At 36.9% G+C, this 23757-nt stretch carries 32 protein-coding genes and 1 pseudogene; 25 read left to right on the top strand and 8 right to left on the bottom strand.

The window, feature by feature from the left end:
- Position 1: 1 nt before the first annotated feature.
- The 13 genes from NYZ99_RS09175 to NYZ99_RS09120 all read left to right on the top strand — a co-directional run bounded on the left by NYZ99_RS09175 (position 2) and on the right by NYZ99_RS09120 (position 10063).
- Positions 2-265, top strand: coding sequence for a DUF2024 family protein (locus NYZ99_RS09175; protein ID WP_260574986.1), 264 nt, complete (start codon positions 2-4; stop codon positions 263-265).
- Positions 266-315: 50 nt separating this feature from the next.
- The gene (locus NYZ99_RS09170) at positions 316-936 is read left to right on the top strand and encodes a MarR family winged helix-turn-helix transcriptional regulator (RefSeq protein WP_260574985.1); all 621 of its coding nucleotides are present in this window, start codon (positions 316-318) and stop codon (positions 934-936) included.
- Positions 937-1450: 514 nt separating this feature from the next.
- Positions 1451-2269, top strand: coding sequence for a tetratricopeptide repeat protein (locus NYZ99_RS09165; RefSeq protein ID WP_260574984.1), 819 nt, complete (start codon positions 1451-1453; stop codon positions 2267-2269).
- Between the two features lie 133 nt (positions 2270-2402).
- Positions 2403-3344, top strand: a complete 942-nt coding sequence (locus NYZ99_RS09160; protein ID WP_260574983.1) for a hypothetical protein — start codon at positions 2403-2405, stop codon at positions 3342-3344.
- A gap of 171 nt (positions 3345-3515) precedes the next feature.
- Positions 3516-4571 (top strand): hypothetical protein, encoded by a 1056-nt coding sequence (locus NYZ99_RS09155; protein WP_260574982.1) that lies wholly within the window; start codon positions 3516-3518, stop codon positions 4569-4571.
- 201 nt (positions 4572-4772) lie between these two features.
- Entirely contained in the window at positions 4773-5609 is an 837-nt protein-coding gene (locus NYZ99_RS09150; RefSeq protein WP_260574981.1) for a CPBP family intramembrane glutamic endopeptidase, read from the top strand.
- Between the two features lie 303 nt (positions 5610-5912).
- Positions 5913-6098 carry a DUF6090 family protein gene (locus NYZ99_RS22900; RefSeq protein WP_420845208.1) on the top strand — a complete coding sequence of 62 codons (186 nt, stop codon included), beginning with the start codon at positions 5913-5915 and terminating at the stop codon, positions 6096-6098.
- 29 nt (positions 6099-6127) lie between these two features.
- The gene (locus NYZ99_RS09145) at positions 6128-6637 is read left to right on the top strand and encodes a hypothetical protein (RefSeq protein WP_260574980.1); all 510 of its coding nucleotides are present in this window, start codon (positions 6128-6130) and stop codon (positions 6635-6637) included.
- A 104-nt stretch (positions 6638-6741) separates the two neighbouring features.
- Entirely contained in the window at positions 6742-7005 is a 264-nt protein-coding gene (locus tag NYZ99_RS09140) for a hypothetical protein (RefSeq protein ID WP_260574979.1), read from the top strand.
- A gap of 117 nt (positions 7006-7122) precedes the next feature.
- A complete protein-coding gene (locus NYZ99_RS09135; protein WP_260574978.1) occupies positions 7123-7335 on the top strand; it encodes a hypothetical protein in 213 nt (70 codons plus the stop codon).
- Positions 7336-7953: 618 nt separating this feature from the next.
- Positions 7954-8418, top strand: a complete 465-nt coding sequence (locus NYZ99_RS09130; RefSeq protein ID WP_260574977.1) for a DUF1572 domain-containing protein — start codon at positions 7954-7956, stop codon at positions 8416-8418.
- Positions 8419-8585: 167 nt separating this feature from the next.
- Complete coding sequence (locus tag NYZ99_RS09125; RefSeq protein WP_260574976.1) at positions 8586-9167, top strand: LOG family protein; 582 nt, start codon at positions 8586-8588, stop codon at positions 9165-9167.
- A gap of 350 nt (positions 9168-9517) precedes the next feature.
- On the top strand, positions 9518-10063 hold the full coding sequence (locus NYZ99_RS09120) for a hypothetical protein (RefSeq protein ID WP_260574975.1): 546 nt from the start codon (positions 9518-9520) through the stop codon (positions 10061-10063).
- Between the two features lie 91 nt (positions 10064-10154).
- On the opposite strand, the gene NYZ99_RS09115 is transcribed toward NYZ99_RS09120, so the two are convergent.
- On the bottom strand, positions 10155-10802 hold the full coding sequence (locus NYZ99_RS09115) for an NIPSNAP family containing protein (RefSeq protein WP_260574974.1): 648 nt from the start codon (positions 10800-10802) through the stop codon (positions 10155-10157).
- A 551-nt stretch (positions 10803-11353) separates the two neighbouring features.
- Between NYZ99_RS09115 and NYZ99_RS09110 the strand changes: the two genes are divergently transcribed.
- From NYZ99_RS09110 to NYZ99_RS09080, 7 genes are all read left to right on the top strand, one after another.
- Positions 11354-11566, top strand: coding sequence for a hypothetical protein (locus tag NYZ99_RS09110; protein WP_260574973.1), 213 nt, complete (start codon positions 11354-11356; stop codon positions 11564-11566).
- Between the two features lie 171 nt (positions 11567-11737).
- A complete protein-coding gene (locus NYZ99_RS09105; RefSeq protein ID WP_260574972.1) occupies positions 11738-12085 on the top strand; it encodes a DUF3052 domain-containing protein in 348 nt (115 codons plus the stop codon).
- 178 nt (positions 12086-12263) lie between these two features.
- Positions 12264-12650: a DUF2975 domain-containing protein gene (locus NYZ99_RS09100; RefSeq protein ID WP_260574971.1), complete on the top strand. Its 387-nt coding sequence runs from the start codon at positions 12264-12266 to the stop codon at positions 12648-12650.
- Between the two features lie 54 nt (positions 12651-12704).
- The gene (locus tag NYZ99_RS09095; RefSeq protein ID WP_260574970.1) at positions 12705-13292 is read left to right on the top strand and encodes a hypothetical protein; all 588 of its coding nucleotides are present in this window, start codon (positions 12705-12707) and stop codon (positions 13290-13292) included.
- Between the two features lie 111 nt (positions 13293-13403).
- Positions 13404-14387, top strand: coding sequence for a Kelch repeat-containing protein (locus NYZ99_RS09090; RefSeq protein ID WP_260574969.1), 984 nt, complete (start codon positions 13404-13406; stop codon positions 14385-14387).
- Positions 14388-14534: 147 nt separating this feature from the next.
- Positions 14535-14774, top strand: a complete 240-nt coding sequence (locus tag NYZ99_RS09085; RefSeq protein ID WP_260575335.1) for a hypothetical protein — start codon at positions 14535-14537, stop codon at positions 14772-14774.
- Positions 14680-16068 carry a glycoside hydrolase family 43 protein gene (locus NYZ99_RS09080; protein ID WP_260574968.1) on the top strand — a complete coding sequence of 463 codons (1389 nt, stop codon included), beginning with the start codon at positions 14680-14682 and terminating at the stop codon, positions 16066-16068. The genes NYZ99_RS09085 and NYZ99_RS09080 overlap by 95 nt, the downstream gene beginning before the upstream one ends.
- Positions 16069-16075: 7 nt before the next feature.
- Here the strand turns inward: NYZ99_RS09080 and NYZ99_RS09075 are convergent, their stop codons facing one another.
- The gene (locus NYZ99_RS09075) at positions 16076-16675 is read right to left on the bottom strand and encodes an MCP four helix bundle domain-containing protein (protein WP_260574967.1); all 600 of its coding nucleotides are present in this window, start codon (positions 16673-16675) and stop codon (positions 16076-16078) included.
- A 190-nt stretch (positions 16676-16865) separates the two neighbouring features.
- Here NYZ99_RS09075 and NYZ99_RS09070 point away from each other — a divergent pair, with 190 nt between their 5' ends.
- The 5 genes from NYZ99_RS09070 to NYZ99_RS09050 all read left to right on the top strand — a co-directional run bounded on the left by NYZ99_RS09070 (position 16866) and on the right by NYZ99_RS09050 (position 19960).
- Positions 16866-17297: an META domain-containing protein gene (locus NYZ99_RS09070; protein ID WP_260574966.1), complete on the top strand. Its 432-nt coding sequence runs from the start codon at positions 16866-16868 to the stop codon at positions 17295-17297.
- Between the two features lie 6 nt (positions 17298-17303).
- Positions 17304-17762 (top strand): RidA family protein, encoded by a 459-nt coding sequence (locus tag NYZ99_RS09065; RefSeq protein ID WP_260574965.1) that lies wholly within the window; start codon positions 17304-17306, stop codon positions 17760-17762.
- Positions 17763-18218 (top strand): pyridoxamine 5'-phosphate oxidase family protein, encoded by a 456-nt coding sequence (locus tag NYZ99_RS09060; protein ID WP_260574964.1) that lies wholly within the window; start codon positions 17763-17765, stop codon positions 18216-18218.
- A gap of 231 nt (positions 18219-18449) precedes the next feature.
- The gene (locus NYZ99_RS09055; protein ID WP_260574963.1) at positions 18450-19064 is read left to right on the top strand and encodes a 3-keto-disaccharide hydrolase; all 615 of its coding nucleotides are present in this window, start codon (positions 18450-18452) and stop codon (positions 19062-19064) included.
- A 101-nt stretch (positions 19065-19165) separates the two neighbouring features.
- On the top strand, positions 19166-19960 hold the full coding sequence (locus NYZ99_RS09050; protein ID WP_260574962.1) for a cation efflux transmembrane domain-containing protein: 795 nt from the start codon (positions 19166-19168) through the stop codon (positions 19958-19960).
- An 11-nt stretch (positions 19961-19971) separates the two neighbouring features.
- Here the strand turns inward: NYZ99_RS09050 and hisIE are convergent, their stop codons facing one another.
- The 6 genes and pseudogenes from hisIE to NYZ99_RS09015 all read right to left on the bottom strand — a co-directional run bounded on the left by hisIE (position 19972) and on the right by NYZ99_RS09015 (position 23754).
- A complete protein-coding gene (gene hisIE / locus NYZ99_RS09045) occupies positions 19972-20571 on the bottom strand; it encodes a bifunctional phosphoribosyl-AMP cyclohydrolase/phosphoribosyl-ATP diphosphatase HisIE (RefSeq protein WP_260574961.1) in 600 nt (199 codons plus the stop codon).
- Positions 20572-20690: 119 nt separating this feature from the next.
- Positions 20691-21275, bottom strand: coding sequence for an aspartate/glutamate racemase family protein (locus tag NYZ99_RS09040; protein ID WP_260574960.1), 585 nt, complete (start codon positions 21273-21275; stop codon positions 20691-20693).
- 5 nt (positions 21276-21280) lie between these two features.
- A pseudogene (gene hisF, locus NYZ99_RS09035) lies at positions 21281-22037 on the bottom strand (imidazole glycerol phosphate synthase subunit HisF).
- A gap of 218 nt (positions 22038-22255) precedes the next feature.
- Positions 22256-22603: a DUF1572 domain-containing protein gene (locus NYZ99_RS09025; RefSeq protein ID WP_260574959.1), complete on the bottom strand. Its 348-nt coding sequence runs from the start codon at positions 22601-22603 to the stop codon at positions 22256-22258.
- A complete protein-coding gene (gene hisA / locus NYZ99_RS09020) occupies positions 22596-23333 on the bottom strand; it encodes a 1-(5-phosphoribosyl)-5-[(5-phosphoribosylamino)methylideneamino]imidazole-4-carboxamide isomerase (RefSeq protein WP_260574958.1) in 738 nt (245 codons plus the stop codon). The genes NYZ99_RS09025 and hisA overlap by 8 nt, the downstream gene beginning before the upstream one ends.
- Position 23334: 1 nt before the next feature.
- Positions 23335-23754 carry a GNAT family N-acetyltransferase gene (locus tag NYZ99_RS09015; protein WP_260574957.1) on the bottom strand — a complete coding sequence of 140 codons (420 nt, stop codon included), beginning with the start codon at positions 23752-23754 and terminating at the stop codon, positions 23335-23337.
- Positions 23755-23757 lie beyond the last annotated feature (3 nt).

Genomic DNA, 23757 nt, shown 5'->3' with positions numbered 1-23757 from the left:
AATGAAAGTTTCAGTTTGGGATACCTACGTTCAGAGAGTAGACGGAAAAGTGATGCATTTTGACATCCTCGTGACAAATGAAGTTACTGACGAAGAAATCATTTATGGTTTTGGAAAGCAATATCTAAAAACAAAGCCGTTTGGCACAGAGCAACTAACAGCAAAAGAATGCAGGTTCTGCCACATAGAACAAGCTACCGAACAGATAATTTCATCTATTGAAAATGTGGGCTTTCACATCATTGAAATGGAAAATTGCGATTAAATTAATTAGGATTACTAACTTTGTCCCGTTCATCAAAACGGGACTTTTTCATGGATAATAGCTTATTTAACCCAAAACAACAGGAAATAGATACTTCGAGCAAAATCGTTGCAGGATTGGAACGAATTTCAGAAGTGTTTAAGGTGTTGTTATGGGAAAAAGCCAAATTGGTAGGCTTAAGCCCAATTCAAATTCAGATATTGATTTTCATAGCATTTCACAAACAGGAATTGTGCAATGTGAGCCATTTAGCCAAAGAGTTTAATGTAACCAAGCCAACTATTAGCGATGCGGTTAGGATTTTGGACAAAAAAGGAATGGTTTTAAAAGACTTTTCATCTTCGGATAGCCGTAGCTACTCACTACAGTTGACTGAATTGGGAAAAAAAATAGTAACAGAAACAAATGATTTTGCGAAACCCCTTAAAAAGCAGATAGACAAATTCGATGAAAGTGAATTAGGAAATCTGTTCGGCAGTATTAGCGAACTGATTTATAAATTAAACCGAAGCGGAATTTTGACCGTACAACGGACTTGCTTTGGGTGTACGTTTTATAAAAAAAATAATGGAATAGATTACTGCAAGCTACTTAAAAAGGAATTAAATACGACCGAAATTCGATTGGATTGCCCGAATTTGAAGAAAAAGCCAGTGGCTAACAACGTATAAGCGCAATAGCGGGAAAATTGATGAAACGAAACAAAATGTATAAATTTATAGTCAGTTATAAGCCGAAAAGTAAGTGCATAAAAATCCGCTACTGCGCTTATACACGACCGATGATGTCGAATACGCCTGCGGCGTACTTTTGTCGCATTGCTGGCGCAATTACCGCACCAAAAGCCAGTCGACATCATCGCCGCGCTATGCCGGATTACATTGGCCGTAGGATAAGGGACCTCTTTGCAAATACCGCCGCTACGGCTTATCTACTCGACATATCAGGACGCTATATGTAATCTGGTCGACAAATTTAATTCCCAATACCGTGAAAACCACGATAGACGGCCACAATGTGGCCTTATCGATGAACGATGACACGGTTCACAATACCCCAAACCCGTCAGTTAACCGTATCATCGTTGATGGTTTTCACTATATTTCCATAAAATTCGCCGGACTTCACATAGCGCGGCGTTGTGCAACATTTGACTAAAAATTGAGAATTAGCTTCAAAATATCGATGCTTTTATTAATTGCCACAATTTTTTCTTGTGGACAAAAAAGCAAATCTGATAAAGATTTAGCTGAAAACAAACTGACCGAATTAAAAGTTGACAAAGAAAAGCAGGACATGATTATAGATGAACATCTAAAAAACGGAGCTTGGAAACACGAACTTTACTCAAGAGAGTGGCAAGAGGAAATCGATAAAGGACTTGCAAAAGATAGTACTATCGCCTATTTATGGCAGCAAAAAGCAATGCCAATGTTTAAGCAAGGGAAGTACGAAGTTGGAATGGAATTTATTGATAATGCTGTAAAATATGACCGTCAACGATGGCAAGATTATCGAGCCTTTATCAAATGTATATTCGCCAATACCTATAGAGAATCAATTGCGGATTTCGAAGACTACAAAAAAAGGTTTGGAAATGGATATGTAATGGACTACACCTATGATTTTTACATTGGACTTTCTTACTTACAATTAAACGAATTTGAAAAAGCTGAACAAATATTCAAAAAAGACCTTGAATTTCAGTTAAAGGACAAAGGAGAAGATTGGCTACATCATTTGGACTTATTTTATTTCGGGATTAGTAAATATGAACAAAAAGACTATCTAGGTGCAATCGAAATTTTCGATAAAGCTTTAGAAAGCTATCCGGACTTTTCCGAAGTTCAAATTTTCAAGGCGGATTGTTTAAGAAAGATTGGAAAAACAGAAGAAGCAAAAGAATTACAAAAATTAGGAGAAATAAATGGCAGAAAGGGAAATACAATTAATGAGGATAATGTGATTTATGAACGATATCCTTATCAAATTAGATGGTATTAAAAAACGTTGCACAACAACGGCTATGCCTCATGGCTTTTCTCTTGGCTTATTTTCGTACTTTTCTAATAAACCAAAAAACGACTACGCTTGGCCACGAAGGCATAGCCAGGGACGTTGTGGCTAATTAAACGAAATGAAAAGCATTGTATCTTACATATTGATTTCCTGTACTCTATTCGCTTGTAAAAAAGATGACGAATCGAGTACATTTGAAAACACAAACGCCCACATCGAATATTTTGGATTTACAATAGTCGACACGTATTGGGATGACCCAACCGATTCCGAAGTCAAAACCAATTATGCCGATGAAATCCATCAATTTAGTAACATAGCAGATATTTTAGTTGTGAATCCAAATGACAATATTGTTCAAAGGACACAAACCTTTGCCGATTTGGATTTAAAAACAATTTTACACCTCAATGAATTGTTCTTTGAGTTAATAGACAATAACAGTGCTTCACAATCAAATTATGATTTAAGGACGGATTATCAGGAAAGATGGAATGAATTTAAAACTATAAATCAATCTATTTTAAACACCAATTACGTTGGTACATTTTACATTGGCGAAGAACCAACTTGGAATGGAATAACCTTCTTGGAATTGGATACTGTGGCTCAACTACTGCAAGCTGAATTTCCGAACATTCCCACGATGATAATTGAAGCTTATCCATCATTGAATAACTTACAGGTTCCTGAAACAATTGATTGGGTAGGTTTTGACCGTTATTTTGTAAAAAACCCAAATACAAACACTGAATTTCAACAAGATTGGAATATGCTAAAATCAAAACTATCTGACCCAAGTCAAAGGGTTATGGTTATTCTAGATAGTCATTATATAAATTGGGCACACGGAGACTTTGGAGGCATAGAATTGAGCCAAATGGAGCAAGTCGCTATTAACTATTACGAATTAGCCAAAAGTGATGAAAAAGTGATAGGAATGCTAGGGTACTTTTGGCCAAATGGATTTGATATTTCAGAATCTATTGGAGCTAGAGGAATGCCTCAAAACGTAAAAATGGAATACGAAAGAATCGGTAGAGAAATCACTAAAAAATAACTAGCCACAACAATGTATAACCGCAATTACGGCGGATTCGACTACCCTTCGACTTCGCTCAGGGTAAACTGAATCCACTCGGAATTGCTAACGTCCGTGCTAAACCGAAAATTAATGCATATAAACCCGTAACTTCGGTTATGCCAACCGTTAGTCACCATAAATTTTAAAATGAGAATTGCAATCATTATAATTATTCTGACGATTCAAGTAAGTTGCAAAAACCGTAATGAGACGAATATTAAGTCTGAAAATTCTGCCATCACTGAATTAACGAAATGCAACTACAATAATGAAGCAATTACTAAATATCACATTCTAACTAATAAAGCTGAAATTGCAATTTGTGATGGTGATTTCGATAGAGCATCCAAATATTACTCATTGGCATTTGAAGAAATCAAAAAACCTTTTGGTCCGGATGTTTATAATGCCGCACTTTCAAATCACCTCTCTAATAATTTAGATGAAAGAAATTTAAATCTTCAACAACTTATAAATAATTCTGATGATTTAAGTTTGCTAAAGTCAATTTTTGTCAACACATATATAGATGAGAACCTTTGGAATTCTTTTATAGAGAAAAGAACGACTGAATATGACTCAAGATTAAGAAATGAATTCAAATCAATTTGGGAAAGAGATCAATTGTTCAGACCAATGTACGATACTCATGATGACACTATTCAAGCTAATCGAATAATAAATATGAACAGGATACTTTCAATAACTGATTCTCTTGGCTTCCCTTCTCAGATAGAGCTCGGTTTTAGAAAATCCTTAAGAGGGCAAAATCATGATGTGGTTTTAGTTCATACATCTCAGAGAAGAAGCAGCGATAAAAACATAATTGATCTTGAACCAATTCTTTGCAAGGCAGTAAATGAGGGACGATTTGATCCTGAACAGGCAATCTCTTACCTCCATTACCAAAATGATAAGGATAAAAAAGATTTTGAAGTTTACTCAACTTGGCAATATAGACATCACTTATTGCCGGATTCTCTTAATAACAAAATATGGCTTGTAAATTTGAATAAGGAAAAATATGAGCGTGCTAACGAAATAAGAAAAAAATGGAATGCTGATCAATTAGATGATATTGCAACAAAATCTGATTTTATTTCAAGAAGCAACATACCGTTCATATTTACATCAGTTATGACATTCATTGAAAATATGCCAACAGATCTTACTCGGAAGAGGCTATGGAACAATATAAAATGACTACTTCAGATAAAAAGCCATTTAAAAAAATGTAAAAAATACGGTGACTAACAATTGCTATTACAAGCTTATCCTGAAAATTCCTGCGGAATTTTCAGCTTGTGGTGTACTTGCAAAAGTTGGTGCTGAATCACTCAACTACTCATCGCCCGGACTGTTGTGGTGCATTAAAAAAAGTTATTTACAAAGTCAATAATACTTATGAAACCATTTTTAAAAGCTATTTTATTCTTGATAATCTTGACTATACTAGATTTTTTTCTTCGTAAGGGATTGATAGCTTTTTACATACCGTTTCAGCTACCCCATAATTTAACCATGTTAATCCTGTTTACACTATTTGCATTGTCTAGTTGGCTAGTTACAAAATGGTTCTGTAAAACAGACAAGATTACGCTTCACGATTTAGGCATTTCATTAAAATCCAAGAATCGTTTGGAATTCTATTACGGATTACTAATTGGAATCGTCTTATGGGCAATCGTTTCTATACTACAATCTTACATAGCAGATTTTTCTTGGGAGTTAAGGCAAAATGTTTCACTATATAATATTCTTTATGGACTCTTATTCATTTTTATTGCAGATTTAGGAACAGAATTATTTACAAGAGGTTACCCTTTAAAATCATTTGAAAAAAGTTTTGGGGCCAATGCAGCAATTATTATAATGATGTTTTTCGTTGGTCTTAAAAGTTATTCCAATCAAGTTGCAGGTGAATTACTTTTATATACTATTCTAATTCCAGTTTTACACACTATATTTTTTAGTATAATATATTTTAAAACAAACAGATTGGGTGCTGCATTAGGAATTCATACAGGAGCTAATTTCATCACGATTAGTATTTTTGACTTGAGACCTGAACAAGAGAATCAGGCAATCCCATCAGGGATTTTTCAATCAAATGTTGAATTGGAGAATTTATCTCTTGCATCTCTACAATTGCCTTGGGTATTTATGGCTTTATTGTTTAGTATTTTTGTTTACTTGTGGTGGAAAAAAGACAAACGACACCACAACACCGTGAATAATTAATGGCTAGTTCAGGCTTGCTTACGAAAATCCTATCAGATTTTCTATTAGGCTTTTATTTGCTAAATTAGGTGCTTAAACACGCCACTAATCATACACAAAACCGATGATTTCGAATACGCCTGCGGTGTACTTTTGTTGTATTGCTCGCGCAATTTCCGCACCAAAAGCCAGTCGACATCATCGCCGCGCTATGCCAGATTACAATGGCCGTAGGATAAGAGACCTCTTTGCAAAGACCGCCGCTATGGCTTACCTACTGGACAGATCGCGGCGTTGTACTTCATTAAAATCCAACATCAACCAATGGCAAAAATCTTTAGAAAAATAAGACATAAAATGATTAGAGATAAAAAGGTCATTAATTATGTTCTTTATGCCATCGGAGAAATTATACTTGTAGTTATTGGAATTTTAATTGCACTTAGTATAAATAACTCGAATGAGTTAAAAAAACCAGAGATGCAGAAAAAGTCTATCTCAAAGAAATAAAGAGTGATTTAGTTCAAGATACATTATTGTTGTCTCAAGTAATCAAAGATCACAAGTGGCGCATAGCTCAATTAATGTCTCAAGACACAACTATTGACTTGATATTCGAGGAAATTATTGGTAAGCTACCTAAGGTGGAAGGAGTGTCAGAATTAGAATATATTTTCTTTACGGATAGAAAATTTCGACCAAAAATTGGAACTTATAATTCAATGATATCTGAGGGAAAATCAAACATTATAAGCAATCGTGAGCTATTTAATAATATTCAAAACATCTATGAATTGGAAGCCCAAAATATCATTAGTATTGGAGAGGATGTGTTGGATCGTTCTAATGAATTGCGAAATAAATATGCGTATGAAATAAAATATGGTGATTTTGGTTCCCCAATTAAAATTACTGATAAACGAATATTAGCTGATATTTACATTTCTTCTAGACAGCTTAATTATTATACAAGGCAATCAGTTTTATTAAAAAATAGTATTACGGAGTTAATCGAGCTAATAGATATTGAATACCAATCTTTGGAATAGAACAGCCAAAATTAATTCAAACTTATAGGATTTTCTGCTTTACAGCCACTTTTGGCAGTTGTAACAAATTTGAATCTATAACGTCATATGTTCTAAAGAATAAAATGAAATATCAAATTCTAGTATTACTTGCCATGGTAGTACTTAGTGCCTGTAATAACTCAACTAAATCCAGCACTACCAACCAACCGACGTTAACTGACTATCAGCTTGGTGAAAAATGGGTCCGGAAATATAAGGGTGTAACTACTGAAGGAGAGGTTCGCTCGGATGGTACAGATACAAGAGAAATCGTAAGTTTTGACCGAGCACTAGGTATGACAATTGGCAAAGATACTATTCCTGTTACAGAAATCGTTAAACCGTAAGTAAGCGAAACACCGAAGTACGACTGGCCCCTCGAAGTTGGTAAAACATGGAAATATGAAAACAGTTGGACGAGTCAAGATGGTACAACTGGAAACCAAAGTCAGAATGCCGAAGTTTTGTCGTACAAAGAAGAAACCGTAGAAGCGGGAACATTTATGGCTTACACTATACAATACACAGGTAGAACAACCAATTCTAGAGGATATAGCGCAAATGAAACAGAAGTTTGGTTATATGCACCTGCCGTAAAAAACTTCATAAAACTCACTCAAAATCAAGGAGATTTTCACTACGTTGAGGAATTAATCGAATATTCTAAACCAAAATAAATAAACGAAAACACAACAAAGCGGTGTATAATTAGTTACTGTCTGATTCCTAAAACGGGATTAGTTGCAATCAATTATGTTTAAGGTCAGGCGGACATTTTCCGTTGGATAAGTTCGCAACGAACCATACACATGACCGCGGTGCCGAATTATTTATGTCATTTCTATTTTTTTTCTTATGAATTCATCGGTCGCTGCACTCGGTCGCCTGCGGCGTACTTTGGCCGTAGGATAAGGGACATTTTGCAAAGACAGTCGCTTCGGCTTACCTACTCGACATATCAGGACGCAATAGGTGGTTTATTCATTTTATTTTTCTTTAAAGCATTCATGTGTTCGCTTCGCTCGGTAGGTCGAACTCCCGATAGCTATCGGGATTATTCCCAATTCCGCGAAAACCACGATATACGGCTACCATGTGGCCTTATCAACAAACGATGATGCGGTTCACAATACCCCCAAACAGGACAGATAACCGTATCATCGTTACAGGTTTTCACTATATTTCCATAAAATTAGCCACCAACGCTACAACCCGCCCACTGCTTTCGCAGATGACGTACATAGCGCGGCGTTGTAAGCAATTTGATAAAACCGTAAAAAAGCTACTTATCTAAAATGAGACTCAAGGAATACTTAGCTGACCGACTGAAAGAAGTTTTTACAGAAGGTAAATGGGTTTTGGGTACAAATTTCAAGGAACAAATAGTTGACCTTGATTGGAAACAAGCTACTCAAAAAATAGATGACTTCAACACAATTGCTGATTTGACTTTTCACATAGATTACTATATAGCTGGAGTTGCAAACGTTCTTAAAGGCGGAACACTTGATATTCGGGATAAATATAGTTTTGATTCCCCACCAATAGAATCTGAACAGGATTGGCAAAATTTAGTGAGTAAGTTTTGTCTTGACGCAGATGAATTTATCGAACTTGTTGAAAATATGTCAGAAGAAAAAATATTGTCGGACTTTGTAGATAAACAATATGGGACTTATTGCCGAAATATTGACGCTATGATTGAACACTCATATTATCATCTCGGACAAATAATACTCATTAAAAAACGAATTAAATAAAAACTGCTTACAACACCGGCTATAATTCATTGTGGCAGGATTTCCTAATCGGAAATCCTTAACTTCAAGCCAAGGTTTGATTTCGGGCGGAATGTTCACTGCGTGAAATTCCACAACGAAATCATAGCCGAGATCGTTGTGCGTCATATAATCAGAACGAAAATTTAATGAATAGAATTACAGTTTTTTGCGGTTCAAGTTTTGGAACTGATAACGAATTTGAACTTCAAGCTAAAGAGCTTGGAAAAAAATTAGCTCTTCAAAATATTGAGCTAGTTTACGGTGGAGCGAATGTTGGACTAATGGGAGCAGTTGCAAATGGGACATTAAAAAATTCAGGAAGAGTAATAGGAGTTTTGCCCCATTTTCTAAAATCAAAAGAAATTGCTCATAATGAATTAACTGAATTGATTTTAGTTGACTCAATGCATGAGAGAAAAACTAAAATGAATGAACTCTGCGATGGAGTTATTGCTCTTCCCGGAGGTTTTGGAACTATAGAAGAACTTTTTGAAATGCTGACTTGGGGCCAATTAGGACTTCATAAAAAACCTATTGGAATTCTAAATATTAATGGATTTTATGACAATCTGATTGCATTTTTAGACGATATGGTTACAAAAGGACTTTTGAAGGAAATAAACAGAAATATGGTTTTAATTAGCGACAATATTGATGAGTTGATTATAAAAATGAAAGCATACAAAGCACCGACAATTGGAAAGTGGATTACGAAAGAAACCTCTTGAAAATAAAATACGAACGCACAACATTGAAAGCGAGATCCAGGTCTCATAAAACTGAACGAATTCTAAGTAGTAAAGCGTAGGGATTATCAATGTTGACGAAATCTAGGTTTCTCGGTGTATATTAACCTTATTCTACGCTTTTTTCTTTCTGGTTTATTACATTAAAATAACTAGAATCAAACTTAAGCAGTGTATAATTAATTACGGTCGGAATTTCCATTTGGAAATTCCTGCAAATCAATTATCTTTAGTCTCAGGCGGACATTTTCCTGGCTTCGGCTACGCTCAGCCAACATGAAAAACCCGCAAGTAGTCATACAAGAAACATTGTCTTCATCAAGTAAAAACAGATGAAAAATAGAAATAGTGACTTATTTGTAGGGGGTGTTTTTCTAATCCTAACGATTACTTTTGTTGTAATTTCAATGATTAACAAGCCATTCTTTGATTGGGTCTTTGAACGACACCATAATCAATGGAGTTGGTATCTAAGACCATTATTTCTACTTCCATTTTGCTATTTCGCCTACCGAAAAAGTTTTACTGGAATGATGATTTCCTTATTTGCCTTGTTCACAAGTATGTTTTGGTTTCCTAAACCCGAAATGGTAAGTGACGATGTGGTTAATTTTTTAGAATTTGAGAAAGCGTATCTCTACGGTGAATGGAACTTGAGTAAACAACTACTGACCTTATCAATTCCTATTTCATTTATTGCTTTAGGATTGGCTTTTTGGAAAAGAAGCTTGATTATGGGAATTGGTGTTGTTGTTCTTATGGCAACTGGTAAAATGGTCCGGAGTATTCAGAATGCGGGAGCGTCTCGGAAAATCAATATTGATACCGGCCATTCTTGGTTTATTTATTTGTTGCGGCCTGATTTTCTATGGATTTAAAAGACTAGAAAAAAATAACAAAATAGGGTCTCATGATTAAATCTGTGAATAATCCATTGGTTTAAGGAAAACCCTTGTAATATCACTCATGTTACCTTTGTATTCCTCCATGGACGTCAATTTCTTCCAGTCTCGGGTGGTTGACAAATTTTGACCATCCTTCCTTGTTGTCGTTCAAGTCCGTATTTGCCAGCATATAGGTTAAACATGGCATGTGATCCCCGTAAATGTTCTTACCATAAAATACCATATTCAAGCCTGCATCGGCAAAAATGCTAAACTCGTCTTCAAACATTCGTAGTTTGTTTTTTAGGGCACCCTCATTATGACTTTCGTATATTCTGAGTTCATAAATTCCTGCACTGTTTGGAACAGTCAATTCAGGAAACTCTTTAGTACTATGAACAAGGCTGGTACTGATTCTATTAAATGGAATGGTAGCTTGATCAGCAGTTAAGTAAGGATCGGCATCCTTCAAATATGTTTCGTCATCAAACAATTTTCTCTCACTATCCTGAAAAGTGACAATATCCTTATGAGGAATGAGCAGATAGACTTTTTTGGGCAATGACTCGCCCATTTCCTCAAATACGCCTACATTTTTTGCCCCTTGCCTATTTAGTGCTGGAATGAGGGCGTTTTCAAAATAGGTATGTAGTACATCTGCGGATCGAAAAAACCCTATTTCGTATACTCTTAGTTCGTAAACCTGGGTCTGCGAACGGGCTGATGTCGCCATAAGCAGAACTAAAAAAATGATGGGAAATAACTTTTTCATATAGTGCTCAAGATATGGATTTTTTTGAAATAGTAGTGTGTGTATGCCAAAACGTTCCAACTGATTGACCCTAAAAATTTTGTAGAAAGAAACGCTAGCAACTAAGCATCTCGCCTTAGTTGCACATTAAAATCTATTAGCAAATAACCGCTCCCAATGCCGTTGAGACATTATATGGTAAAAAAGAGTAATTTGTAAAAGTAAATCGGGGATGAATAGTTGTACAGAGCTAATCGCGGAATTCATCCAATATAGATATTGTATTTAATATCCTTGTACTTAAGTATCAATTAAAATATGGCACATTCAATACACCATGATTTGGTTATAAAAGCACCTATCGATAAAGTGTTCGAAGCTGTTGCTGATCCCAAACATTTGGTTAATTGGTGACCTCTTAGATGTGAAGGCAAGCCCACAAAAGGTGAGATTTATAATTTTTTCTTTACACCGAGTATGATTGGTATGGTAAGGTAGCCATGTCTGAAAAGAACAAATCCTTCCATATTAAAATGACAAAGTCTGACCCTGATTGGGATGCCACTTCCTTTGGATTCGATTTGGTTGAAAATGGAGAAAACATTAAGGTTCAATTTTGGCATGTTGGATGGCGTGAATGCAACGCCCATTTTAGGAGGTCTTCCTTTTGTTGGGCGATACTGCTTAACGGCCTAAAAAATTATGTGGAAAAAGGAATAATCATTCCTTTTGAAAAAAGGGAATAAGAATTTACAATTGCCCAATTAACTCATATAAGAACCTACTTTACATATATTCTGAAAATGGTTAAGATTATCTTGAAAAGTATAAGTACATCAAAGGAGTAAAAAATGGGAACTTCAGGGTGATACGGGACGCCACTTGAAAAGAAACTTGGAATCAAAAAAGGATTAAAAGTGAAACTCATCAATGAGCCAAAAGACTACTTTGAGTTGTTTTTAGAGTTGCCCGAAGCGTTCAGTAACCGTACCGATGATAGCAAAATGAACGATTTCATTCACTATTTTACAAAGAGTGCCTTAGAACTTGAAAAGAACATCCAACAGCTAAAACAAGAAATAGAGCAAGATGGAATAATTTGGATTTCATGGCCCAAAAAGGCCTCCAAAGTTGAAACCGATCTAGATGGAAATATTGTCCGCACTATTGGATTAAATAGTGGACTTGTTGACATTAAGGTGTGTGCCATTAATGAAATGCAGTGCGGGTTAAAATTTGTTATTCCAGTAAAGGACAGAAAATGAGAAAGCCCATATCAAAATATGAGTTATCATTATTAGAATGAATCGAATGATTATTTAACCTAACTTAGGGGTAATCCATTTATCCTATACAAGCTTGAAAAAAACTTTAATACAACTGGTTCAGTTCATACTAATATGTATAGGATTCGCAGTGATTTTCATTTTGATTCGGTTTCCTTTGACGGAGGGTAGAGCTCAAAATCTGGACATGGTCGATATCTATTTAGACCCCTTTATTCTTTATGGATATGCAGCTTCAGTGGTTTTCTTTTTTGCTTTGTTCAAAACCATACAACTCCTTGAAAACATAATAAGAAGTGATTGGTATACCTTAAATTCCGAAAAAATCTTGAGAAGTATTAAACGGTCTGCCCTACTATTGGCTGTTTTAATCCTGATGGCGGGAATCTATATAAAGATATTTCATCATAAGGACGATGATCCAGCTGGTTTTACGGCCTTATGTATTATAGCAATTTTCCTATCAATTGTGGTTGCCACTACAGCACGGTTTTTTGAAAAAAACCTTCAAAATAGAATGAATATACATTCCGAAAGGAATTGAATGATTTCTTTATAATAACGTTTTGGGCAACTACTAAAACAGAGGCAGATACTTATGAAACCATGGCTTGCATATATATCCATTTTGATAGGCCTATTTGTACATGGTCAAAATACACCAAGAAATTGGGTCGATACGGTAACACAATATTCAGACAGTTACGGAAATACCTTGGAAATCACCAACAGCCTTCCCAAGGGCGGAGGCACCTACCTTGATACAAACGAAAACACCTATAGCTATGTCATTTTCCGGCACAAGGTGACCAATACATCTGAAGTTCCTATGGAATTGACAATGGAATTTCCTTCTGAGAGCTTAAAAATTTTTGCTTCTCAAGAATCCTTCATAAGACTATTTTTTCCTAATGAAACAATGACGTCTGAAAAAATTGGTCTTACCGATTATGGCCTTTCAGACTTAGAAGGGCTTTTGGACGATCAATTCCATAAACCAAGCAAATTGGAAAAAACAATCAATCCGAAAGAAGAGTACCTTTTTTACGTGGCCACATTACTATATAAGGCACGTGGAACCGCCCGGGCTGCTCTTATTCCCAAAGATGGAAAAGTCTCGTATCTATTAAGGATACATCCTGATTCCGCTTCCATTCCTAGTGGACGGATTACTTTTGAGCACTAAGAAATATTGAGAGAAGAATCAAAACGGACATTCCTAATTATTTTGCTGCGTTATTTCAAAACCGGAAGAATAACACCTATTTTTAGTATTCTAACTCGTAAAACCCTTAAAATGAAAACAACATATTTTATAGGACTAATGGTCATTCTAATGGCTCCAAACCTTATGGTTTCCCAGGATTGGGAGGTCCTATCCCCTACCAATTCCTGTACCAACAGACATGAAAACTCTTTGGTATCTCTAGGGGAACGGATTTTTCTTGTAGGTGGTAGGGGCATCAAACCCGTGGAGATTTTCGACATCAATACACAAACTTGGTCAACTGCAGCGGTAACACCCATTGAAATGCACCATTTTCAGGCCATTACATATAACAACGAAATTTATGTGGTTGGTGCCTTTACAGGTTCTGAATTATTCCCGAAAGAGAAACCCGTTCCTTCTATGTATATCTATAACATTGAAACTGATACGTGGCGAAAAGGACCTGAAATTCCCGAAAACAGGTTGAGAGGGGCGGCAGGATGCTTGGTGTATCAAGACAAAATTTATTTGGTAGGCGGAGCATTTGAAGGACATTGGGGCGGGCATGTAGCTTGGTTCGATGAATTTGATCCTATTTCAAATACCTGGAAACAGCTTCCCGATGCACCTCACGCCCGGGATCATTTCGGCATAGCTATCATTGATGATAAATTGTACGTGGCCGGCGGCAGAAGAACTTACGGAAACATTGGTAAATATCCGGACCTTACGGAGTCCAGTGTAGATGTATATGATTTCGCCCAGCAACAATGGACTACCCTACCGAACAATCTTGATATTCCTACTCAAAGGGCAGGTGCTTCGGTGATTACTTTAGGAAAAAAAATAGTGGTAATTGGCGGTGAAAGTGGCACCCAAAAGAAAGCACATGATGAGGTTGAAGCTTTTGATGTAGAAAAAATGACATGGGAGAAGTTACCTACTTTAAATATTGGCAGACATGGTACCGGAGCCACTTTGATCGACGGAAAAATATATACCGCGGCAGGATCTGGGAATAGCGGTGGTAGTCCGGAATTAAACTCCGTTGAGGTCCTTCAAATAAAATGAATTGGACGTAACCATACTGGTTGTAGCTTAGTGTGCAAAAAACTGAATACGCTCTAATAACTCAAATTCATGAATATAAACCCCATTTTGTACAAAATGGAGGAGCCAAGTTGTTACATGTGTTATTTTTAAAGAAAACGCACGGTTATGTTTTCAATGGATAAAAATAAACTAGTACTTCTGCTCCTTACTTTTTCTGTACACCTTGGTGCACAAATGACCAAGGAACAGTTTCAGGTGATACCGGGCGAACTGCCCGACCCATCCATTATAGAAATAGAAGGTACTTACTATGCTACAGGAACCACCGGAGATTGGGCCCCTATCTACCCTATCTATACATCAAAGGACTCTGGTACATTGGGAACAAATAAGTGCCGTTTTTGAAACGAATCCTAAATGGACAATGGGAAGTTTTTGGGCCCCTGAACTGTACTATATGAACGGTACATTTTATTGTTATTATACGGCCCGAGGAACTGATGGAATCTCCAAAATTGGCGTTGCAACAACCAAGGATATCGCAAAAGGTTTCAAGGATATGGGTGTACTCATAGATTGGGGAGACGAAGCCATAGATGCCTATGTATTTCAGGAAAATGACAAAATATACATTACGTGGAAGGCTTATGGGCTTACACCGGACAAACCCATACAAATCCTGGGGTCGGAGTTATCCAAGGACGGCCTTTCCCTGATTGGAGACCATTTTAATTTGGTGACCGCTGAGGAAGGTAACTGGGAAAAGGGCGGAATTGAAGGACAGGCCATTATAAAAAGGGATGATTTTCTGTACATGTTGTATTCCGGTAACGCCTGCTGTGGAAAGGATTGTGACTATATGGTAGGGGTTGCACGGGCAAAAAGTATCAAAGGACCTTGGGAAAAACATGATTTGAACCCTATCCTATCCGGAAATTCCCAGTGGAAATGTCCGGGACACGGTACGGCTACTACCTTTAACGATGATTGGTATTATCTCTATCATGGTTATAATACCAAGGGTTTTCCGCGTTTGGGAAGGGCCGCCCTATTGAGCAGACTCTATTGGAATGAAGAAACAGGTTGGCCTTCGTTTAGGGTTGAACCTGATGTGGTCAATGGGAACAGGGTAACGCATGATTTTATAGATAATTTTAAGGAAGATAATGCGGGATATAAGTGGAAGTACAATGTTAAGAACAATCCCTTCACCGCAGAAATAAAGAATAATCGCTTGACCCTTTCTGAATCACAGCCCGATTCAGAAAATCCCACTGGAACCGTTTTGTGTGTAATACCGGATGATGCCTACTTTAAAATTTCTACCAAGGTTTTAAACGTAAACAAAGCCCTCAAAGGTCTTGTACTTTATACGACCAAAAACAACAGTTTGGGATTGGGTTTAAAGGATGGCACTATTGTGATTTGGAAAGTACAGGATGGTTCATATAATGAAATTGTCACAAAACAGTTGCCCACTTTTAAAAATGGGGTATGGCTAAAAGTAGCTATGAACCCAAACAATACTATTGATATGCAGTATAGTACTGATAACAAACAATGGAAAACTCTCAAGGCTCCCAACGGGGAAAACCTTGCTTGGTGGTCTTCCGGTATGAAAGCAGGTCTGCAGGTTAGAAAGGATACCAGTTCAAATGACAATCAAGCTATATTTGATAGCTTCTCGATTCAGTATTAATAAAAAACTAAGAACTTTTTTTAGGGTTGTACAGAATAATGATTTGTACCAATACAGCTAGAAAAATCAATACATAAATTTCTAAACGGGTAAACAACTCTACGGCATCCACGGCTTTTTTGCTAATGTTCATTTGTCTACCTCCCTCGCTTAATTGAATTTTGGAAAGGTCATGTAGATTCTCCTGTACTTCATCGATTATAGACTGTAGAGATTCCTTTTCAGAAAAATCGGATTGAACGAAAGTTACTTCTTGGGTCTCCAAATCTTCCAAATTTTCTTTGAAATTACTGAAAACTTTATCCTCTTCTTTAGTCAGTTTCGTCTCTTCATATCGAATGATCAAATTTTGGATCTTATCATTGATTTCGTTATTTCTTTTCCCATAGAAGGCAGAATCTAAAGAAATCATGGCTATTTCTTTCTCCTGAACATATTGAGCGAACTCAAAGATGATGTCGTTCACTACCAATCTGTCCTCATATATAGTAATTACTGAATCCTTTACCCTTAAAAAATTGTTCCTATCTATTAGGTTCGTTGCGATTATTAGGACAAAAATCATTAAGATACCCAATACCCATTTAATCTTATTTAATATCGTCATAGGTGATTCATTTAGTGATGTCCACTTAAAAATACGAAATCGAAAATAATTCCATAACTGGCATGATTAACTGATAGGGACATACAATGAATAAATAAAAGTTTTAATAATTAGGACTTATCAACTTCTATTTATGAATTATTTGATAATTTGATCCTAAGATTAGGAAATAACCCTATAACTATCGCAAATGAGAAATTGCCTCTTTATTTTATCGATCATATTGGTCACCAACCTTATTGCCTGTTCAAGTACCAAAAATATGAACAACGATGCGATGTTCAATGGTGCCTGGGAACTGGAGTATATATCGGGGCCTAGGATTGCCTTCAACGGATTATATCCCAATAAAAAACCTAGGATCTCCTTTGACAAGGAAAACAGTAAAGCCCAAGGTACAAATAGTTGCAATGGCTATTCAGCAGATTTTTCTTTGGATGGCAACAATATTTCCTTTGGCCAACCAGGATCATCCACTTTGATGTATTGTGGCGAGGGGGAAAAGGTGTTTTTGAATATGATGCAAAAGATAGATACATACGAAATAGATTCAGATGGAAAACTGGTACTCAAATCCAATGATGTGGCTTTAATGCGTTTCCACAATGTTCCTAAACCTTAAGATGAGATGAGAAATGTAATCGCAATTTCCGTTGTTTTTTGCGCCCTATTGATTTCCTGTGGAAATCAAATGCCAAAAACCGAACAAAGCATCGTAAAGGAGAAATGGCATTGGGACAGCCCAAGCAAGCAAAATGAGAATGCAGGGTATGCCCAAGTAGTTAAAATAGGAAACACCTTATATATTTCCGGTATCCCAAGTAATGAGATTAGTACCAAGGGAATTACCCAACTCTACGAAACGCTATCTAGGTGTTTAAGTGCCTACGGTGCCACTTTTGAGGATGTGGTCAAGGAAACGCTTTACACAACGGATATAGAAGCCATGAAAGAAAACAATGAGGTTCGAAAGAAGTTTTATGGAGGTGATTACCCTGCGGCCACCTGGGTTCAAATAGATAGACTGTACGAACCCACTGCACAGGTAGAGGTTGATTTAATCGCTGAAATTTCTAAAAAAAAGTAAATGGGGAAAAAATTTGAGGCAATACAGTCGGAACAAAAATCTTTCATAGAAAATCAAAAAATATTCTTTGTGGCTACCGCAGCTTCTGAAGGTAGAGTGAACCTTTCACCAAAAGGAACGGATAGTTTTAGGGTTATTGACAAAAACAAGGTGGTATGGCTAAATCTTACGGGAAGCGGCAATGAAACGGCGGCTCATTTGATACAGAACAACCGAATGACCATTATGTTTTGTGCTTTTGAAGGAAAACCTATGATTTTAAGGCTATATGGCAATGCCCACATTTACCATAGGCGAGATAATCAGTACGACAAATATTCCCATCTATTTCCGAAGAATCCTGGTGCCGGACAAATTATTGAAATGGAGGTTGACCTAGTCCAAACTTCTTGTGGTTTTGCGGTACCTTTTATGGATTATAAAGAAGAACGAAATACGCTCAATATCTCGGGCTGAGAATCAGGGTGAGGACAAAATAAAGGAATATTGGAAGAATAAGAATACCCATAGCATAGATGGCTTCGAAACCCAAATTATGGATAACCTATAACGATTACGATAAAACAAAAACCCGTAGTATAATGAAAAAATTAGTAGCAGCATCCCTTATATTCTTGTGCATTTATTCCTGTGATACCGAGAAAGCAAAAGAAGGAACCACAAACAACTACAAAAGATGATTGGGTTATGATTTTTGATGGAAGCTCTACCGAGGCTCTTAGGGGCTATGGTATAGATACGTTTCCGGAGGGAATCTGGTATGTAGAAGACGGTGCCTTGATTGCCAACCCGGATACGACAAATAGGGATTTGGTCACCAAGCAACGTTTTAGGGACTTTGAACTGGAATATGAATGGGCGGTGGATACCGCAGCAAATTCAGGAGTTTTCTTTCACATGCAGGAGGACCTTTCCATGGAAGCCGGAAATGGAAATAGTCCAAACTGGTTGGACAATTATGAGATACAGATCTTGGACGATGAAAATTTTTACGATACCCTTGCCGTTCGGTCGGCTGGTTCCCTTTATGATTTGATAAAACCCGCTAATAAAGTACTTAAGCCTATTGGTGAATATAATAAAGCAAGGTTACTACACAATAATGGGCATGTGGAGCATTGGCTTAATGGAAAGAAGGTCATCGAATTTGAAATGAATAGCCCAGAAATGAAAGAATTACTGAACAATAGTAAATTCAAGGAAAACCCTAATTTCCATTCCTATGAGGAAGGGCACATCATGTTCCAGCATCATGGCCAACGTGTGTATTTTAAAAATATTAGGGCAAGGGAGATAAATTAATTCCTATATAAATTACATTGATGCTTCTATCTAAAATTGAATGTTGGACTTACCTCACCTAGATTTTATAAACTAAACGTTTTTCTGTGTCAACTGTTTCAATGAAAAAATCGGTTTTTAAAATTCCTAAGATGGATTGCCCATCGGAAGAAAATCTTATTCGAATGAAATTGGATGGTTTTTCCAATATCAGACATTTAGATTTCGATCTTAAAAATAGGACACTTAACATATTTCACATTGGAGAAATTGAACAAATAGAAAAAGCCATTTTAGAACTTAGGCTAGGTGGAAATATAATTTCGTCAAAGAACACAGAGTCAATTGAATTTACAGAGGACACACACGAGAAAAAGCTGTTATGGATCGTGTTGTGGATTAATTTTTCATTTTTCCTAATTGAAATGACTACTGGCATATTCTCCAAATCCATGGGACTCGTGGCCGATAGCCTGGATATGCTTGCCGATAGTTTTGTATATGGTATCAGTCTTTTTGCAGTAGGCGGCTCTATAATCCGAAAGAAAAATATCGCAAAACTTGCCGGTTATTTTCAAATAATTCTTGCTCTAATCGGTTTTGTTGAAGTAATCAGGAGGTTTATTGGAACCGAAAAACTTCCCGATTTTACCACCATGATCATAGTGTCCATCTTTGCATTGATTGCCAATGGAATTTGTCTGTATATCTTACAAAAATCAAAGAGCAAGGATGAGGCGCACATGAGAGCCAGTATGATATTTACCTCAAATGATGTCATAATTAACTTAGGGGTTATTGTGGCCGGAGTCCTAGTCCATTGGTTACACTCCAATAAACCTGATTTAGTAATTGGTACAATTGTTTTTGTGTTAGTGGTTCAAGGTGCTTTCCGCATTTTAAAATTGGGCAAGTGAATCCTTCCCGGCTACTTTTTCCTTTTCATTAATTCGGTCTCAATATCCTTTAGACCAAACCCTTTCGCCTGCAAAAGAATCAAATAGTGAAAAAGTAGGTCAGCACTTTCGTATAAAAACAAATCATCGTTGTTATCCATGGCTTCTATGACGGTCTCCACAGCTTCCTCCCCTACTTTTTGGGCTATTTTGTTGATCCCCTTTTGAAAAAGGGAAGCGACGTAGGAGGTATCTTCAAGGCCCGACTCCCTTCTTTGTGCAATGGTATTTTCCAATTCTGTAAAGAATCCAAAATTGGTGTTGTTTTTCTCATTCCAACAGGTATCACTTCCTGTATGGCACGTTGGACCCGCAGGCTGTACCGATATTAATAAAGTGTCATTATCACAATCGTTCTTTATGTCAATCACATGAAGGAAGTTGCCACTTTCCTCTCCCTTTGTCCATAAACGATTTTTGGTTCGGCTATAAAAAGTAACTTTTCCGCTCTCTTGGGTTTTATGCAAAGCCTCATCATTCATATAACCCAACATTAGTACGTTTTTAGTCCTAGCATCCTGAATAATGGCAGGAACCAAACCATCTGTGTTTTTATTAAAATCTATTTCCATTTTAAATCTTTATTTGGCCAATGCGAATCTCACGGCAGCTTCTGAATGTATCTTGGTGGTATCAAAGGTAGCAATATCACAATGCTCTTGTTGTATCAACAAAGGGATTTCAGTACAACCTAAAATGACCCCTTGAGCACCCAAATCTTCCGCTTTTTTAATAATATTCGGTATACCCTTCTTGATTCTGGCGATATAATGCCCTTGGATAGCTCTTTATAAATAATACCGTGCACCAATTCCTGATCGGCTTCCGATGGAACTAGGGTGGATATATCAAATTTAGTTTTTAAGATATCCTTATAAAAATCCAGTCCCATGGTATATTTGATCCCCAACAATAGCACTTTATCCATACCCTTGGAAACAATAGCTTCACCCGTGGCCTCAGCAATATGTAGTAAAGGGATGTTCGTTGCTTCCTTGATACTTTCCGAACAAAGGTGCATGGTATTAGCCCCAATTAGGATAATTTCAACCCCTGCTACTTCCAATCTTTTCCCAATTTCAGCAAATTCCCTGTTCAGGGAATCCCAATCACCTTTACTTTGCTTTTGGGATATCTCCTCGAAATCTACTGACTCCAATATCAACTTGCAGGAATGGGAACCGCCCATTTCTCTATTCACGGCTTCATTCAAATATTGATAATACAATTGGGTCGATTGCCAGGTAATTCCACCTATAAGACCTATTTTCTTCATATGCTCTACAACCTTATTGGAATACCTTCGTTTTGAAGTTCCTCTTTTAAATCCTTTATTTTTATTTCCTTAAAATGAAATACACTGGCGGCTAAAGCTGCATCGGCCTTTCCTTTCTTAAAGGTATCGATAAAATGTTGCATGTTTCCTGCACCTCCGGAGGCAATGATGGGTATATTCAAATCGGTTGATAATTGTGCCAATGCGGTATTTGCAAAACCATCCTTGGTACCATCGTGAATTCATAGAGGTAAACAGGATTTCACCTGCACCACGCTGCTCGACTTCCTTGGCCCATTCAAATAATTTACGCTCTGTGGGTACTTTACCCCCTACTAAATGGACCATCCATTCCCCTTCTATTTGCTTGGCATCAATGGCAACGACAATACATTGGGAACCAAATTTGGCGACCAGATCATTAATCAATTGAGGATTTTTTACAGCCGAAGAATTAATGGAGACTTTGTCTGCCCCATTCTGTAGCAAAATATCCACATCTTCTACTGAGGAAATACCACCACCAACGGTAAACGGAATACTCACTTTTTCGGCCACATGATACACCAGTTCTGCCAAGGTTTTTCTTTTTTGCTCGGTAGCGGAAATATCCAGGAAGACCAATTCATCGGCCCCCTCGCGACTATATATTTCGGCCAATTCCACAGGGTCACCAGCGTCCCTAAGATCCACAAAGTTGACTCCCTTTACGGTTCTTCCATCCTTTATATCCAAACAAGGTATAATTCTTTTTGCAAGCATAATTCTATAGTAACTGCTATTCTGTCTATCGCACGTATCTAATATAGGATCTTATTCATTTTTCGTATTCAAATCCATTCCGTCATAAAATCCCAAATCCTTATTTTTCAATAGTTTCACCCAAAAGGCTATTTGCCCTGTATGATAGGAATAATGTTCCACGGCATGCATTATAACCCCTACACCAGAGAAGGAAAACCCTTGAACAGAACGAATTTTTACCAATTGCTCAGTCCGGCATCGAAAATAACCCTCTTCGCATCATCCACGGTATCCTCTAATTTTTTGACCAACTCATTTTTGGTAAGCCCCCCTTGCGTATTAAATTCTTCATCCCTATTTCTAATATCCTCTGTATCACCAAGGGAAGAAATAATATATTGGGTCATATTACCACAAAGGTGGAGCACAAGATTTCCAATACTATTTAGAGCTTCATTTGGTTTTTGCCAGGTTTCATCCTCTGTAATGGCCTCTAAACTTTTTTTAATCATCCTTGTACTTTCATCCATACGGTACAAGGCATTTTTGACAAGCTCCTCTATTAATTGTGCTTCCTTATCCATGGTTTTGAATAAAATTCTCCAATTGTTTCAATGTAATTCTATTTTCATAAATGGCCTTGCCAATAATTGTTCCTTCACAACCCAATTGGGCAAGTTTGGGGAGTTCATCAAAGGATGAAATACCTCCCGATGCAATCAATTTTAAAGGTTTTTCCTGAGAAGTTTCCAAAAGTATTTTCTCGTACAATTGAAATGAGGGCCCTTGTAGCATTCCATCCTTTGAAATATCGGTACAGATTACGTAGGAGATACCTTCCTTTTGATAGCCTTGAATAAAAGGTATCAATGCCTCATTCGATTCTTCCTGCCATCCAGAAACGGCCACCTTTTCATCCAAAGCATCGGCACCCAATATAATTTTATCGGCTCCATGTTTTTGGATCCAGCCTAAAAAAAACTCCTTATTCTTTACCGCTATACTTCCTCCTGTTATTTGGTTTGCCCCACTTTCAAAAGCTATTCTTAGATCCTCGTCCGTTTTTAAGCCTCCGCCAAAATCTATCTTTAAATCCGTTTTAGATGCAATTTGCTCCAGTACTTTATGGTTTACAATATGCTTGGATTTCGCTCCGTCCAAATCTACTAAATGAAGAAATCTTATTCCGTGGTCTTGGAACTCCTTTGCAACTTCCAAAGGGTTTTCATTGTATATTTTTTTCGTTTCATAATCACCTTTTGAGAGGCGAACACACTTACCTTCTATAATGTCGATTGCAGGTACTATCCTCATCTTATAGCAATTTTTGTTTATCTATGGACATCCAAAGTGGTGAATCCCCTATTTTATTAAAACCGTACTTTTCATATAAAGAGTGGGCATCCTTTGTCTTTAAAGCAACCGTTTTCAACTTTTTTATAACAGGATGGTCGAGCATGTGCTCAATCAAAATTTTCCCATATCCACTACCTTGATATTTCTCAAAAATGATCACATCCATAAAATATCCGAAAAAAATATAATCGGTTACTACCCGAGCAAAACCCATCTGATCATGTTCTTGGGAATATATTCCAAAACACATAGAGCCATGAATGGTCTGTTTTACTTCTTCCAAGGTTCTTCCTTCACCCCAATAAGCCTTGGAAATGAAGCTGTGGATTTTGTCGATTTGTAGGATGGACTTATCCTCTGAAATGTAATAACTGTCCATATG

The organism is Maribacter litopenaei (genome assembly GCF_025244665.1).
Lineage (GTDB): Bacteria > Bacteroidota > Bacteroidia > Flavobacteriales > Flavobacteriaceae > Maribacter > Maribacter litopenaei.
This window is presented reverse-complemented; position numbering and strand designations above follow the sequence as displayed.